We start from the raw sequence: 15807 nt of genomic DNA, 5'->3' as shown, positions 1-15807 counted from the left end.
TTCATGGTTTTTATAAAATATAAATCATTATTTCAATTATTTGCTGCACAAAAAGATAAACCAATTTCATAGCAAAGTGATGAAACATAAGCACGTCAATTTACGTGCTTATGTTGGTCTAATTTGGCTTATTCCTCAGGATACGCAATACGCTTCAAGGCTTTAATATCTGCATCTGGGGCGCATAATGAAATAAATTCATAGCCGTAGCCACGCAGTAAATGACCTTTGTGCACCGCAATCCAAGTGGTATTAATGCCAAAAATATCGGTCTGAATTTGTTTGAGACGATAATCGCGTTCAGCATCGTATGCCACATTGTTGACCACACCAACGCCCATGCCTAATTCCACATAGGTTTTAATGACATCGGCATCCAGTGCTGACATTACAATATTGGCATCAATCCCTGCATCGGTAAAAGCCTTGTCAATTTTAGAGCGACCCGTAAAACCACCGTGATACGTAATAATTGGGTAGTCTGCTAGATCGGTCAGCTGAATGTCAGTTTTACTCGCTAAAGGATGATCTTGCGGGGTGATAATGCTGTGCTGCCAGTTATAGTAAGGCACACTGGCCAAGTTGTCTTCTGTGGTTAAAGACTCCGTTGCAATGCCAATATCGGCTTCACCCTGAAGTAGCATTTCTGAAATTTCGATAGGGCTGGCTTGTTGCAAAATCAAATGAACTTTAGGAAATTCCTTTTTAAATTGATTTACAATTGGTGGCAATACATAACGTGCTTGGGTGTGGGTTGTTGCAATGGTAAGCGTGCCTTCATCGACTTTGTTAAAGTCATCGGCAAGGCGTTTAATGTTGTCAGCATCGACCAACATGCGCTCTACAATGCTCAGCAAGGCTTGCCCGGGTTCGGTGAGCCCCAGTAAGCGTTTGCCTTTACGCACAAAGAGTTGTACCCCTAATTCATCTTCAAGGTCTTTAATGTGCTTACTGACTCCAGATTGAGAGGTGTACAGTGCAGCTGAGGCTTCAGTTAAATTAAAGTTCTGTCTAACCGTTTCTCTAATAATTCTAAGTTGTTGGAAATTCATAGTGGTGAAACCTTAAAAGAGGATGGGGCATGTGACGCCCCATCTTAATGTCCTTATGCAACTTGATTTTCAAATAAATGTAAAGTGCTGACACTTAACCATACTGTTTGATTTGGGCGGAATTGGTGGAGCTTGGCTTCTTCTGCACTTAAGGCAATTTCAATTAAATTACCTTGACGATCTTGCAATTCTGCAACCACTTTACCTGCAATCCAAACCTCACGTAAGAAGGTGGCTTGAATGCAATTTTCTTGTGGTTGTGCATGAATATGCAGTTCATCTGGACGTGCAAATGCAATCACGTCACCCTGCGGTGCATTGGGTTGATCCAGCAGTTGTACCCGATCTTCACCAATTTGAACAAAGCCATTGTGGTGTTGGCCTTCAAAACGGTTGGCTTGACCCAAGAAGTCAAATACAAATGGTGTGGCAGGTTTTTCATACACTTCACGTGGCGAACCAATTTGCTCAACATTACCTTTGTTCATAACAATAATCTGGTCTGCAACTTCTAGTGCTTCTTCTTGATCATGGGTCACGAAAATAGACGTGATGTGTAGCTCATCATGCAGGGTTCTTAACCAGCGACGTAATTCTTTACGTACTTTGGCATCCAGTGCGCCAAAAGGTTCATCGAGTAGTAATACACGTGGTTCAACCGCTAGGGCACGTGCTAAAGCAATACGCTGACGTTGACCGCCAGATAGCTGAGCAGGGTAGCGGTCAGCTAAAAAGCCAAGTTGAACCAAATCTAATAAACGGGTAACACGTTTTTTAATTTCAGCTTCTGAAGGTCGGGTTGAACGAGGACGTACACGTAAACCAAAAGCCACGTTGTCAAATACAGTCATGTGGCGGAACAAGGCATAGTGCTGGAATACAAAACCAACCTGACGTTCACGGACATGCACATCGGTCGCATCTTGACCTTCTAAAATTACTTGGCCACGATCTGCAGATTCTAAACCTGCAATAATACGGAGCAGGGTGGTTTTACCACAGCCTGATGGCCCAAGCAGTGCCACCAATTGACCATCTGGAAAATCGAGAGAGATGTCTTTGAGTGCATGGAATGCACCAAAATTTTTTTCAATATTTTTAACTTGAATACTCATGTGGTCATTCCTTAAGAAACGGTTGAATCTTCATTACGTTGGTTTTGTTTTTCTTGGCGAATTTCTACCCAGGTTTTTAAAATTAGGGTTACAATAGCCAAGAGTGCCAAGAGTGATGACACTGCAAACGCAGCACTAAAGGTATATTCGTTATAGAGAATTTCGACGTGAAGTGGCAGGGTGTTAGTTTCACCACGAATATGCCCAGACACAACCGATACTGCACCAAACTCACCCATCGCACGTGCATTACACAGAATCACGCCGTAAATTAAACCCCATTTAATATTGGGTAGAGTGACTTTCCAAAAGGTTTGCCAGCCAGAAGCACCCAATACAATTGCTGCTTCTTCTTCTTCTGTGCCTTGTGCTTCCATTAATGGAATTAATTCACGGGCTACAAAAGGTACAGTAATAAAAATGGTTGCGATAACAATTGCAGGAACGGCATATAAAATTTTGATGTCATGTTCCATCAGCCAGCCACCCATCCAGCCTTGTGTACCAAAAATCAATACCAGCATTAAACCAGCAATGACTGGAGAAACTGAAAATGGCATATCAATTAGCGTGGTGAGGATAGATTTGCCTCGGAAGTTGAATTTGGCGACTGCCCATGCGGCTGCAACACCAAAAACCACGTTTAAAGGGACTGCAATGGCTGCGGTCAGTAAGGTTAATTTCACTGCCGATAGCGTGTCTGGATGTACCAGTGCTTGTGCATAAACCCCTACACCTTGTTTAAAGGCTTCTACAAAGACCAGAATCAGTGGCAAAATTAAGCAGCTTAAAAAGAAGATTAAGGCAATCGCAATTAGGGTATAACGCACCCAAGTCGGTTCACGGGTGGCATCACGTGACTGTAATTTTTCAGCCAAAGCATTGCTGTTGGTATTTAAACTCATCGTGCAGTTCTCCCTGTGCGACGGCTTGCCCATGCTTGTAATAAATTAATAAGGAATAGCATCACAAAAGAAATCAGTAACATCACCACAGCAATGGTGGTTGCACCTGCGTAGTCATATTCTTCCAAGCGAGAAATAATCATTAACGGTGCAATTTCAGTTTCAAAAGGCTGGTTACCTGCAATGAAAATAACAGAACCGTATTCGCCTACACCACGAGCAAAGGCCAAAGCAAAGCCTGTGATTAAGGCAGGCAGTAAAATAGGAAAAATCACTTTACTGACAATTTGAAAACGGTTTGCCCCTAGTGCCGATGCAGCTTCTTCCAGTTCGGTTTCTAAATCACTTAATACAGGTTGTACGGTACGTACCACAAATGGAATACCAATAAAAATCAAGGCCAAGGTAATCCCGATTGGGGTATAAGCGACTTTAATACCAATCGGCTCTAAATATTGACCAATCCAACCCGTAGGCGCATATAAAGAAGTCAGCGCAATACCTGCTACTGCGGTTGGTAGGGCAAATGGTAAATCGACCAACGCATCTATAATACGTTTGCCTGGGAAACTGTAGCGAACTAGACACCATGCCAATAACAGGCCAAAGACCACGTTAATAAAGGCAGCGATGAGCGCAGCACTAAAACTTAATTGCAAAGATTTTAGAATACGTTCTGAACTTAAAATTTCCCATAAACCATCCCAACCAATACCAAGCGATTTAATAAATACTGCCGATAAGGGAATAAGAACAATTAAGGATAAATACGCTAGGGTAAAGCCTAGAGAAAGACCAAATCCTGGCAGCACTCGGGATCGCTGCGACATGATGACTCCTCAAAGAGAGAATTGTGTTTGAAAACAAACAGAGCAAAGAAAATGTAAATTCGGCACAAGCATAGTTTGCAAGGGTTAAATTGCAAATTTAAATAAATACTTGCTGTTATCAGTATTGCTGATATGCGACATCGTATTTTGTGAGATGAGATAATGATGAATCTCAGGGAAAGCACCAAAGCCAGAAGCGACATTAATATGTCCAACTTGACCTAAATTAATAGGCTTTAATTGCCATGTTTGCGCTAAGGCTTGCGCATCTTCAAAGCTTAGCCATGGGTCATTTTCGCTAATTAATAATTGAGTCGGTACAGACCATTTGAGCTGCTTAAAATAAGCCAAATAGTTGTTTTGGCTTTGCTGTGCAAAACCTGATTCACCAAAACGTGCAGGGTTAGCAGGCGCAACCAAAACTACATTTTTAATTTTTTCTTGTAGTTCAGGATATTGTGCCAAGGCTGCAATTGTGGTCAGACAGCCAAAGCTATGTGCCACGATTTGGATATCGTCCTGAATAGGCGCAACAGTTTTCACAAACTCAGCCACCCAATGACTTAAAATTGGTAAATTCCAGTCTTGTTGTTGCACACGTGAGCAAGACATGAGTTGTCGTTGTAACCAAGACTGCCAGTGAGCATGTTCGCTGCCACCCACGCCTGGAACAATTACGGTATGAATCATGTCGATGCTCCTGAAAAATATATGTACATTAATGACGTTGCTGTTCCACTTTTTGAGTGGAAGGTCTGGTTAGGTTTGCAATTCAAATCACTAGACCATTGTTTAAAAGTCATTTTTGAAACCTGCACGAAGAATAGCGAGAGTTTCTATGCAAAAAAAATAATTAAAAATGAATTTTATATGAATAAAAAAGATATATAAGAAAATAGGGTAAAAAAGCACCCCTATTTTTCAATGAGGGTGCTTGCCCAAGTCCTTCACATGCTTATTTTGCAGCGTTGGCTTTTACAATTTGATCGAAAATACCACCATTTTCAAAATGGACTTTCTGCACTTTTTCCCAGCCACCGAATTCTTGATCAATGCTGACCAATTTTAAAGGTTTGAATACGTGCTGATACTTGGTCAATGCGGTTGCGCTGCGTGGGCGGTAAAAATGCTTACCTGCTAAGTCCTGCCCTAAAGGAGAGTACAAGAAGTTTAAATAGCCTTGAGCAAGATGCTGATTGCCTTTTTTCTCGGCATTTTTATTGACAATAGCCACAGGTGGTTCTGCCAATACAGAAAGGCTTGGGGTAATAATTTCAAATTTACCCGGCTGTTCACGAATCGCTAAATGAGCTTCATTTTCCCAAGCCAGTAAGACATCTCCAATACCACGCTCTGCAAAAGTGGTGGTTGAACCGCGTGCCCCTGAATCAAGAACTTTGGTTTGTTTATAGATTTGACGTACAAACTCTTGGGCTTTGGTATCATTCCCAGCAGGTTGATGTTTAGCCCATGCCCAGGCTGCTAAGTAATTCCAGCGTGCGCCCCCTGAGGTTTTCGGATTTGGTGTGATGATTGCAACATTTGGTTTAACTAAATCGCCCCAGTCCTTAATATTTTTAGGGTTACCTTGGCGGACTAAAAATACGATGGTTGATGTGTATGGAGTTGAGTTATTCGGTAACTTTTTTTGCCAGTCAGCGGGTAATAGTTTGGCTTTTTCTGCAATAACATCTATATCCGCTGCTAAAGCTAGGGTTACAACATCGGCATTTAAGCCATCAATAACCGCACGTGCCTGTTTACCTGAGCCACCGTGTGATTGCTTGAAATTAATAGTTTGTCCAGTGCGTTTTTTCCAGTAGTTGCCAAAGTGTTGATTGACATCTTCGTATAATTCACGGGTAGGGTCGTAAGAAACATTGAGAAAGTCTTTTGCAGATACACTCAGTGCTGTGCTAGAAAGTATGGCTGCCAGTACCCCAATTTTAAATTTTGAAAAGCTCATGATTGACCTCATTGGTTTATGCTTTGTTGTGTGCTGAGTTGAATGAGGCAAGCATATAGTCAGTTCATTTTCTTAAAAAATAATTTAAAATGCGGTGAATATCAGCAAATGATAAATATAAATTTCTTCATTCTTTTTTATATTTTGTGATAAATCATGAGTAAGTTGTCTATGCAGTGTTATAAAAATGCTGAGCCTATTGAGCACATCCACCTGTTAGACCGAGCATTTCATTATGGCGATGGCTGTTTTAGCACTGCACGGATTCGTAACAATCAAGTTGAGTTGCGGCATCGCCATTTAGCGCGTTTAGCGCATGCCAAAGAACACATGCATTTAACTGCAAATCTTGAACTTATTAACAAAACACTGGCCGATTTAAAACAAAAACAGGGCAAGTTGAATGGCACATTAAAGATTGTGCTGAGTCGTGGTGAAGGTCAGCGTGGTTATAGCTTGCCTGAACATCCTGCCGATGTATGGGTATTCTTTTATCCTCAAGTGCAAGAAACTTTAGGGGCAGAATACCACTACGAAATCATTCAAAGCGGTGTCTTAGAACAGACTATTGGCTTGACGATGCCGCAGTTGGTTGGTGTGAAAAGTTTGAACCGTCTTGAACAGGTTTTATTAAAACAAGAGGCAGATCAAATGGGGTGGCTTGAGGCTTTGGTAACCGATGTGCAGGGGCGTGTGGTTGAAGGTGTGAGTAGTAATTGTTTCATTCGTATAAACAATACATGGATTACGCCACAACTTGGTTATAATGGCGTGCACGGTGTCATGCGGGCAGAAATTTTATCGCGCATGCAACAGCAGAATTTGCGTTGTGAACAGCGTGATGTTCATGAGTCGGAAATTGCGCAGATTCAAAGTCTGTTTTTCTGTAATGCTTTAACGCCCATGAAAATTGTCAGCCATTTAGGGCAGCAGGTTTTAGATGTGCAACCGTGTGTGGAACTATTTAAGCAACTTCAACTGAATCAGATTCATTCTTATGTCTAAGCGTCCATCAAAATCTAAAAAGAAAACCAAAACTATGCGGTCTAAGCGTGCTATTCAAGGTGCGCTTATTTTTATACTCGGACTATTTTTGGTCGTTGGCATGATCTTATGGTCCAGCTTATTTAAAGATTATCCAGTTGAAGGAAAAAAACAATTATTGGCGATTAATGATGGTGATACTTACTCACGTTTTATTGACCGTTTGGCAGAACAAGATCATGTGAATTTTCCAATTGTTTTAAAACTCTATCAACGGGTGATGATTCACGACAGCATGAAAAAAGGCGTGTATGAAGTCCGTCAGGGCATGAGTGTACGTCAGGTTTTGGAAATGATCGCCAATGCTGAAAATGCACAAATGAACCGTATTTTGGTGATCGAAGGTACGACCTTTAAACAATTGATTGAGGCATTAAAGAAAGATGATTTGGTCAGTAAAGAAGTAGTGCATTTACCTTATGCAGAATTGCTGAAAGCTTTAAATATTCCTTATGCACATCCAGAAGGGTTGTTTGCACCGAATACGTATTTTTTCGCTAAAGGTGAAACTGATCGTAAAATTTTAACCGATTTATATCAGCGTCAAATGAAAGCATTAGATGATGCTTGGAATAATCGAGCAGCAGATTTACCTTATAAAAATAAATATGAAGCCTTGATTATGGCCTCAATTATTGAAAAAGAAACCAATGTCGATGCTGAATTACAGCAAGTGTCTGGGGTGTTTGTACGCCGTTTAAAACTGGGCATGCGCTTGCAAACCGACCCAACTGTTATTTATGGAATGGGCGATAAATATCAGGGTAATATCACCCGTCAGGATTTACGCACTCCAACGCCATACAACACCTATACCATGAGTGGCTTAACGCCAACACCAATTGCCTTGCCAAGTCAAAAAGCCATTGAAGCGGCGATGCATCCAGACCAATCTGACAACATTTATTTTGTCGCGACAGGTAATGGTGGACATAAATTTAGCACCAATTTGCAAGATCATAACCGTGCCGTGCAGGAATATTTAAATGTACTGCGCGCGAAAAAATCAGGGGAATAAGCATGTTTATCAGTTTTGAAGGCACCGAAGGGGTAGGCAAAACGACACTCATTCGCCGTATTCATGATTATTTTACTGCACAAGGTCAAGAGGTGGTTTTAACCCGTGAGCCAGGTGGAACCCCTATGGCAGAGCAAATTCGTGCTTTGTTACTCGCGGTCAACCATGAAGAAAAAATGTGTTCAGACACTGAGTTATTGTTGATGTATGCAGCGCGTGCTCAGCATTTAGATCAGGTGATTTTACCAGCAATGGCTGCAGGTAAAACTGTGTTATGCGACCGTTTTAGTGATGCAAGTTTTGCCTACCAATGTGCTGGCCGTGGTTTAAGCGTAGCGAAGTTGAACATGCTGAATAGCCATTTTGTGGCACGTATGCCTGACTTAACTTTCTGGTTGGATGCCCCAATTGAGCTGGGTATGACCCGTGCACGTGCGCGTGGAGCGCTTGATCGTTTTGAGCAAGAGAAAGCCACTTTTTTTGAGAAAGTAAGGGGTGGCTATCAATCTTTGTGGGAGCGACATCCTGAGCGGGTGAAGCGCTTGGATGCGACTCAAAACCCAGATCAAGTCTTTGCACAGGCAATGCAATATTTACAGCCAAATACTTAACAAGCGAATCAGTCATTCTTGTGCATTTGATTGCATTAAAAAATCTTCTATAGTGATTGTGCTTTAGAAGATTTTTTATCATTTAGAAAAATAGTGAATCGAACAACATGAGCATGACCAAAGAAGAAATTATTGAATTTTTAAAAGTAGAGTTTCCGCAAAGTCTGGAAAAATGCGAAATTGTGTCCATCACGCCACGTGGGGCATTGGTGAATTATCACATCGATGAACGTGATTTACGCCCAGGTGGTACGGTATCAGGGCCGACTATGATGACTGTTGCAGACTATGCACTTTATATCGCCATTTTAGGGGAGTTGGGTTTGGTGGCTTTGGCGGTGACCAGTAATTTAAACATCAACTTTTTACGCAAGCCCGCAGCAGGGCGTAATTTACGTGGTGAATGTCGCTTAATGAAAGTAGGGAAAAACCTCGTGGTCGGTGAGGTTTGGGTATATTCCGAAGGTGTAGATGATGCCGTGGCGCATGTCACAGGGACGTATTCGATTCCACAGATTGGCTGAGAATAAAGTCAGCTTTATCTTAATTTTAGTTACTTATATTTACCATGTGGTTACATATGTACACATACCACATGGAAATCAGGGTTTGATTGGTTAAAAAATAATCACAAATATTTCATTTTATGTTTTTCATATAGATCAAATCTGCTTTTGTCTAAGCTAGCAACCCGTAAGTGATAAAACAAGGGAGCTAAATGCTTAAATTTAAGAACAATATTGTTCATGGAGCAATCTTTGATATGGATGGAACAATGTTTGATACTGAACGATTACGGTTTCAAACATTGAAGCAGGCATCTCAGGAGCTCATTGGCGTTGAATTTTCAGACGTATACCTCATGCAATGTTTGGGTTTGAGTGCAAAGAGCGCTGAACAACTGGCGCAAGCAGAATATAGTGCAGACATTCCTTACCGTGAGATCCGTCAGCGTGCTGATGAACTAGAACTAGAAAGTGTGCGCAATTTTGGTGTGCCCATTAAAAAAGGTTTGTTGCAGGTATTAGAGCGGTTACGAAAGTCTGGCTTGAGAATGGCGGTTGCTACGTCTAGTCGTCGTGCCATTGCCGAAGAATATTTGATTAATGCCAATGTCTATAAGTTTTTTGATGTATTAGTTTGTGGCGATGAGGTGCAACAGGGCAAGCCACATCCTGAAATTTTTATAACAGCCGCACAAAAAATTAATCTAGAACCCAGCGAATGTTTCATGCTGGAAGATTCTGAAAATGGAATCAAATCTGCACATGCAGCGGGTGGCATAACCATACTATTTCGGGATATCAAAAAACCTAATGCTAATATGTTGTCACTCACGCAGCATTATTACGCAAGTATGCAAGCTTATTTAGATGACTTAAATCAAGTTATTCCTGTATTGGAAATGCCGAGTTTACAAGAGGCCTTCCCGCAAACTTTAAATCAGTTGAGTGTGGGGATTCATGGTTTTGGTGCAATAGGTGGGGGCTATTTGGCCCAAATTTTATCGCACTGGGATGGCTATACCCGTCCTAAACGTATTTATGCTTCTACACGGAATACCTTATATCGTTCTGCAGTAAACGCCTTTGGAACGTATTCAATTCGTTATGGACAATGTTCTTATGATGAACGAATTGAAAATATGCACATCATTGATGCGGAGAACTTGCAGCAGATGCAGCAAATGTATGTGGAGTCGAGCCTAATTGCATTATGTTTGCCTGAACATGCTTTACAGCAAGAGGCTAAAGTAATTGCGCAGGGCTTATATGCCCGTTTTATAGCGCAAGTTGAACTCCATCAGCCTTTAACTATTTTGGTAATTTTAAATAAAGTTGGGGCAAAACAGCTCTTGATGACGCATATTCATCAGGCGTTAGAGACGTTGTTGGATCCCGATACGGCAGCCAAAATTATGGCGCAGCATTATTTTTGCGATACTGTCGTAAATAGAATGGTCTCTAAATTAAGCGATCAAAACTTATATCGCCAATTACGCATCAAGTATAATATTTTTAAGCAATTTCAGTTGGATGACGAAGCAGAGCCAATTGAAATTGAAGACAATACTCGATTGCAGCCTGAGCAAGAGCGTCAAGCGACCTTATATGTAGAAGATTTAAGACGCAATTTTCAGCCCAGTCACATTTTGCAAAGTATGGATTTAATTTTATTTCATGCTGAAAGTGACATGCCTATTTATGTGGAAAATGCCAGTCCATTATTGCAACACATGCGTCAAATGATTTTGGTAGATGATATTGCCGAAATCCAACTCATTAAAAATCGTTTATGGAATGGTGTACATGCCATGATGGCTTGGTTATCCAGTTTAATAGGGCATAACAGTATTGGTGTCGCAATGGCAGACCCATTGGTTGCAGATTTTACCCGCGCTGTTTCGGCACAAGTAGCGTTGGGATTAGCTGTACAGTTGCCGCATCGTCAGCAAAACTTAAAGCATCTGGCACAGAGCTTTCTGGACTCATGTGAACATGCCTATAAAGACCCGTGTCAGCGTGTGGCACGTGACCCTTTGCGTAAACTCTCAGCCAATGAACGGGTGATGGGTGCTTTGATTTATCATCTGCAGCATGATTTAGCTGCAAATTATGTGAAGAAAGGAGTGGTGTTGGGCTATCTGTATGCAATTAAAATGCAGCAGTTGGGGACTCAAGCAGCATTACAGCATTTGTCAAAACAATTGCAAAATGCGCCTATATACGAACAGACACGGCAGCAATTGCAGTACACAATTAGCCACCAATTACAGCAACTATTGGCTGGTCAAGTTCGCTTAGAAGCATTTATTCAAGATGATACTCAAGTTGCAGCCGTAATATAAAACTCAACTTGATGAATTTTTAGGAGGAGGTTTAGTAAGTTAACGTCATCATATTCAAAATGATAAAATACCGAATCGTGTTATGGAATACGATTCGGTGCTTTCTTGCATTAGAATTCGAATGCACTTTATTCACAGATACTTTTATGCAAATGCTGTTGCGTAACAAGCAATCAGATCACTCATTCACCAATGGAGTTTCCACTTGGAAATTAGGTGGAATGAGCACAGTTTTACGCAATTCAGGCGCAAGCTCAGGATAATCCAGCGTGAAGTGTAAACCACGTGATTCTTTGCGTTGCATGGCACAGCGTACAATCATTTCAGAAACCAGAACCAAATTACGCAGCTCAATCAGGTTTTTACTAACTTGGTAGTCCTGATAATACTCGGTAATTTCACGTTTCAGCATTTCAATACGGTGCAAAGCACGTTCTAAACGCTTAGTGGTGCGTACAATACCGACGTAGTTCCACATGGTTGCACGAAGTTCATCCCAGTTTTGTAAAATTACAACATCTTCATCAGGGTTGGTCACTTGAGAATCATCCCAAGCAGGAACTTCAGGTGAGCAATAATCTGTAGTGTGATGTGCTTCAATATGTTTGGCCGCTGCCATTCCATATACAAAACATTCTAAAAGAGAGTTACTTGCCATGCGGTTAGCGCCATGCAAACCTGTATAAGACGTTTCACCAATCGCGTATAAACCAGAAATATCGGTTTGGCTATGTTCATTGACCATCACCCCACCACAAGTGTAGTGGGCAGCAGGTACAACCGGAATCATATCTGTAGTGATATCAATGCCTAATTCCAGCAAACGTGCATACAGTGTAGGGAAGTGTTCCTTGACAAATTCTGCAGGCTTGTGGGTAATATCTAGCCATACATGACGAATACCCAAACGCTTGATTTCATAGTCAATTGCACGTGCCACAATATCACGCGGAGCGAGTTCTGCTCGTTCATCAAAACGCAGCATAAAGCGTTCGCCATCAGGTAAACGTAAATATGCACCTTCACCACGCATGGCTTCAGTAATTAAAAAAGAACGCGCCTGAGGATGATACAAACAGGTTGGATGGAATTGGTTAAATTCCATATTGGCTACACGGCAACCCGCACGGAAAGCCATGGCCATACCATCGCCCGTCGCAATGTCTGGGTTTGAAGTGTAAAGGTAGGCTTTCATTGCACCGCCGCAGGCAAGAGCGGTAAATGGAGCAAGGAAGGTATGTACTTTTTGAGTACTTTCATCTAGTGCATATAAGCCTAATGAACGATTAGCTTCGTTTAAACCAAGCTTTTGTGAGGTAATCAGGTCAATGGCGATATAGTTTTCAAATATAGTGATGTTTTGCTGTTCTTGAGCACGTTGCACCAAAGTCGTGGAAATTGCACGGCCTGTAGCATCGGCAGCGTGAATAATACGGCGCTGAGAATGGCCGCCTTCACGGGTTAAATGCAATTGCTCTTGTTCGTCTAAGGTAAACTGCACGCCATGTTTGAGCAGAAAATCTACCGAAGGTTTGCCGCCTTCCACCGTTTGTTTTACGGCGTCAATTTCACACAAATGCGCACCTGCAATCATGGTGTCATCTATATGTTGTTCGATCGAGTCGGTTTCATCAAGGACTGCAGCAACACCACCTTGCGCATAAAAGGTGCTGGCTTCAGTGAGGGTAGATTTTGCCAAAACGGCGATTTTGAAATGCTGGGGTAATGAGAGCGCTAAACTCAAACCTGCACCACCACTTCCCACAATAATCACATCAAATTGATGTGTTGTGTTTAAATTAGACATGTCCATCAGCTAATTTGAAAAAAGTTGGATAATGACACCCCTTTTTGCAGAAAAACGCAAGTGCGAAGTGGGCATGAATAATGAAAAAAAAGAATAAACGGGAAACTTTTATGGAATATTCCAACTTTTATCACAATTTTGTCCAATCTATTTCAGATGTTGAGCTTTAAGTCAGATTCAGAGAGGTTAAATATTCAATCTCATCAAACTGATTTAATTGCAATAAACTAAAAGCCGAAACTGAAAAGATTCAACATTTTATTACGCAAAACCTAGTAATTTTGTGATAAATAAGATGGGTTCGAAGTCATAATTATTATTGAGTGAATGCTATTTATGAAAAATCGCAATTTAAAAAAAGGTTTATATGCGGCTGTTTTTACTATGGCAACTGTGCAGACTCAAGCAGCACCACCAGTAGACTTTTCTAATTTGGTTGAGCAGGTGAGTCCTGCTGTCGTGAGTGTCAATGTTGTCAAAAAAATGAGTCAGGAAGAACTCTTACAACAACAAGTTCCAGAAATTTTACGCCGTTTTTTTGGCAATCAAGTCATTATTCCACAACAACAATTGCCACAAGAAAAAACAGGTTATGGCAGTGCATTTTTTATTAGTAAAGATGGATACCTTTTAACGAACCACCACGTGGTTGAAGATGCTTCAAAAGTCACAATTGTACTGAATGACCGCCGTGAGTTAGATGCAACTGTTGTGGGTAGTGATGAACGTACCGATGTCGCTTTATTAAAAGTGCAAGGTGTGAGTTTCCCAGAGTTGCGTACAGGCAATGTCGATCAATTGCGTGTAGGTGAGCCTGTACTTGCAATTGGTTCTCCATTTGGATTTGACTATTCTGCATCGGCAGGGATTGTCAGTGCAAAAATGCGGAATATGATGGGTGAAACCTCAGTACCCTTTATTCAGACCGATGTAGCTTTAAACCCAGGTAACTCAGGTGGGCCACTGTTCAACCAGCGTGGTGAGGTTGTGGGCGTGAACTCCCGTATTTTTAGTGGTACGGGTGGTTATATGGGGTTGTCATTCTCTATTCCTATTGATGTAGCAATGGACGTGGCCGATCAGTTAAAACGAAATGGTAAAGTGACCCGTTCTTATTTAGGGGTGAGTTTGCAGGATATTGACCGTAATTTGGCTGAATCTTATAAACTGAGCAAACCAGAAGGGTCATTGATTACTCAAGTTGCACCAAATTCACCTGCTGCACGTGCAGGCTTACGTGCGGGTGATGTCATTCTTAAATATAATGGTACGCCAATTTCTAGAACTTCGGAATTGTTGAACTATTTAAACCGTTCAGTGCCAAATCAGAGTATTCAGCTTGAAGTATTACGTGATGACAAACGCCGTAATATTACCGCTACAGTCAGCACAGCACCAGATGATACGCCTGCAAAAAACAACCCTGAAACTGCTGCTAAAGGCCCTGTTTTAGGTGTGTCTATTCGTGACTTAACTGTTGCAGAACAACGCCAGTTAGATATTAAAGGTGGTGTGCTCATTCAGGAAGTGCGTCGTGGTGGTTCAGCAGCTCAGGCGCGTATTATGCCGGGAGATGTGGTGGTACAACTGAATAATACTCCAATTCAAAATGCCAACCAGTTTGTTGAAACGGTATCTACCCTGAAAAAAGGTTCAGTCGCTCGGGTCGTGATTATTCGTCAAGGGCAACGTGCCATTATTGGGATGCGTATTCAATAAGTTAAAGCATCTGCCAGGATTGATTTGATTTCAATATAAATGATCAGTCGTATAATAGTCGCTCTTCAAACAGAGCGACTTTTTTATGCAAATTGAATATTTTTGATAAACTAAGCAGACACGGCAGTTTCTAGTAAAAGGATGCAATGAGCAGCATATTTGATTTAAAAATCACGGTTCAACCCGAACATATAGATATTTTGGGCCATGTAAATAACGTGGTTTATGTGCAATGGATGCAAGATGTGGCATCGGCGCATATAGAACAGCTAGGTTTGGGTGTACAAGAGTATTTGAAACTGAAACATGCCATGGTTGCTGTAGAACACCATGCGCAATATCGTAAAGCGGCTCTTGAAGGTGAGGAGCTAATTTTACGAACGTGGCTCAGTGATTTGAATGCACTGTATTCATTTCGTCAGTATGCATTTTATCGCCCGCAAGATAAAAGCCTGGTATTCATGGGTAGCACACAATGGGCATGTGTAGAAATTGCCACAGGCCGTCCAAAGCGTATGTCACCTACCTTTACGCAAGCTTATCAGCCACTGGCTACGGACGTTAATCCTTTAGATTTTAGTGCTTATGATTAAGTTGAGGGTAATTAATAGTATCTATTTATATAGACAAATATATACATATATGCATAATTCAAGTATGTATAATTAAGCATATAGGCGGATTGAATGGAAGGCTTTATTGAGGGTTTAAAAAAAGTAGAACAAGACCTAGCTTATTTTATATGCCCTAAAAACAAGAATGGCTTTGTTAAGGAATTTGCATCTTGGGTATGCAATGAATGGTCAAAGAACGAGTTCTATGAAACCGATATTGTAGATTTAGGCTATGATTGTTCTTCGCACCCTAAAAAAACAAATCAATCGCTCTCCGA

At 41.2% G+C, this 15807-nt stretch carries 14 protein-coding genes and 1 pseudogene; 8 read left to right on the top strand and 7 right to left on the bottom strand.

Annotated features, from left to right (window positions below; translation table 11 throughout):
- Positions 1 to 128: 128 nt before the first annotated feature.
- The 6 genes from HHA43_RS03705 to HHA43_RS03680 all read right to left on the bottom strand — a co-directional run bounded on the left by HHA43_RS03705 (position 129) and on the right by HHA43_RS03680 (position 5868).
- Positions 129 to 1052, bottom strand: coding sequence for a CysB family HTH-type transcriptional regulator (locus HHA43_RS03705; RefSeq protein WP_168525785.1), 924 nt, complete (start codon positions 1050 to 1052; stop codon positions 129 to 131).
- A gap of 53 nt (positions 1053 to 1105) precedes the next feature.
- Positions 1106 to 2167: a sulfate/molybdate ABC transporter ATP-binding protein gene (locus HHA43_RS03700; RefSeq protein ID WP_168541703.1), complete on the bottom strand. Its 1062-nt coding sequence runs from the start codon at positions 2165 to 2167 to the stop codon at positions 1106 to 1108.
- A gap of 11 nt (positions 2168 to 2178) precedes the next feature.
- Entirely contained in the window at positions 2179 to 3072 is an 894-nt protein-coding gene (gene cysW, locus HHA43_RS03695) for a sulfate ABC transporter permease subunit CysW (protein WP_168460110.1), read from the bottom strand.
- On the bottom strand, positions 3069 to 3902 hold the full coding sequence (gene cysT, locus HHA43_RS03690; protein WP_168460108.1) for a sulfate ABC transporter permease subunit CysT: 834 nt from the start codon (positions 3900 to 3902) through the stop codon (positions 3069 to 3071). The genes cysW and cysT overlap by 4 nt, the downstream gene beginning before the upstream one ends.
- A gap of 84 nt (positions 3903 to 3986) precedes the next feature.
- Positions 3987 to 4592 carry an alpha/beta hydrolase gene (locus HHA43_RS03685; protein ID WP_168460106.1) on the bottom strand — a complete coding sequence of 202 codons (606 nt, stop codon included), beginning with the start codon at positions 4590 to 4592 and terminating at the stop codon, positions 3987 to 3989.
- Between the two features lie 265 nt (positions 4593 to 4857).
- Positions 4858 to 5868: a sulfate ABC transporter substrate-binding protein gene (locus HHA43_RS03680; protein WP_168541701.1), complete on the bottom strand. Its 1011-nt coding sequence runs from the start codon at positions 5866 to 5868 to the stop codon at positions 4858 to 4860.
- Positions 5869 to 6039: 171 nt separating this feature from the next.
- On the opposite strand from HHA43_RS03680, the gene pabC reads away from it, so the two are divergent.
- From pabC to mtlD, 5 genes are all read left to right on the top strand, one after another.
- On the top strand, positions 6040 to 6873 hold the full coding sequence (gene pabC / locus HHA43_RS03675; protein ID WP_168541775.1) for an aminodeoxychorismate lyase: 834 nt from the start codon (positions 6040 to 6042) through the stop codon (positions 6871 to 6873).
- On the top strand, positions 6866 to 7930 hold the full coding sequence (gene mltG, locus HHA43_RS03670; protein ID WP_168541699.1) for an endolytic transglycosylase MltG: 1065 nt from the start codon (positions 6866 to 6868) through the stop codon (positions 7928 to 7930). Before pabC ends, mltG begins: the two co-directional genes overlap by 8 nt.
- Positions 7931 to 7932: 2 nt before the next feature.
- Positions 7933 to 8541: a dTMP kinase gene (tmk, locus tag HHA43_RS03665; protein WP_168541697.1), complete on the top strand. Its 609-nt coding sequence runs from the start codon at positions 7933 to 7935 to the stop codon at positions 8539 to 8541.
- 107 nt (positions 8542 to 8648) lie between these two features.
- The gene (locus tag HHA43_RS03660) at positions 8649 to 9065 is read left to right on the top strand and encodes a PaaI family thioesterase (RefSeq protein ID WP_168460100.1); all 417 of its coding nucleotides are present in this window, start codon (positions 8649 to 8651) and stop codon (positions 9063 to 9065) included.
- Between the two features lie 194 nt (positions 9066 to 9259).
- Positions 9260 to 11389 (top strand): bifunctional mannitol-1-phosphate dehydrogenase/phosphatase, encoded by a 2130-nt coding sequence (gene mtlD, locus HHA43_RS03655; RefSeq protein ID WP_168541695.1) that lies wholly within the window; start codon positions 9260 to 9262, stop codon positions 11387 to 11389.
- 178 nt (positions 11390 to 11567) lie between these two features.
- Here the strand turns inward: mtlD and nadB are convergent, their stop codons facing one another.
- The gene (nadB, locus tag HHA43_RS03650; protein ID WP_168460098.1) at positions 11568 to 13202 is read right to left on the bottom strand and encodes an L-aspartate oxidase; all 1635 of its coding nucleotides are present in this window, start codon (positions 13200 to 13202) and stop codon (positions 11568 to 11570) included.
- 330 nt (positions 13203 to 13532) lie between these two features.
- Here nadB and HHA43_RS03645 point away from each other — a divergent pair, with 330 nt between their 5' ends.
- The 3 genes and pseudogenes from HHA43_RS03645 to HHA43_RS13145 form a co-directional block, all read left to right on the top strand.
- Positions 13533 to 14915 carry a Do family serine endopeptidase gene (locus HHA43_RS03645; RefSeq protein WP_168460096.1) on the top strand — a complete coding sequence of 461 codons (1383 nt, stop codon included), beginning with the start codon at positions 13533 to 13535 and terminating at the stop codon, positions 14913 to 14915.
- Between the two features lie 146 nt (positions 14916 to 15061).
- Positions 15062 to 15508, top strand: coding sequence for an acyl-CoA thioesterase (locus tag HHA43_RS03640; protein ID WP_168460095.1), 447 nt, complete (start codon positions 15062 to 15064; stop codon positions 15506 to 15508).
- A gap of 93 nt (positions 15509 to 15601) precedes the next feature.
- Positions 15602 to 15807, top strand: a pseudogene (locus tag HHA43_RS13145) (hypothetical protein); the annotation flags it as partial.

It is taken from the genome of Acinetobacter sp. A2, assembly GCF_012371325.1.
GTDB lineage: Bacteria > Pseudomonadota > Gammaproteobacteria > Pseudomonadales > Moraxellaceae > Acinetobacter.
This window is presented reverse-complemented; position numbering and strand designations above follow the sequence as displayed.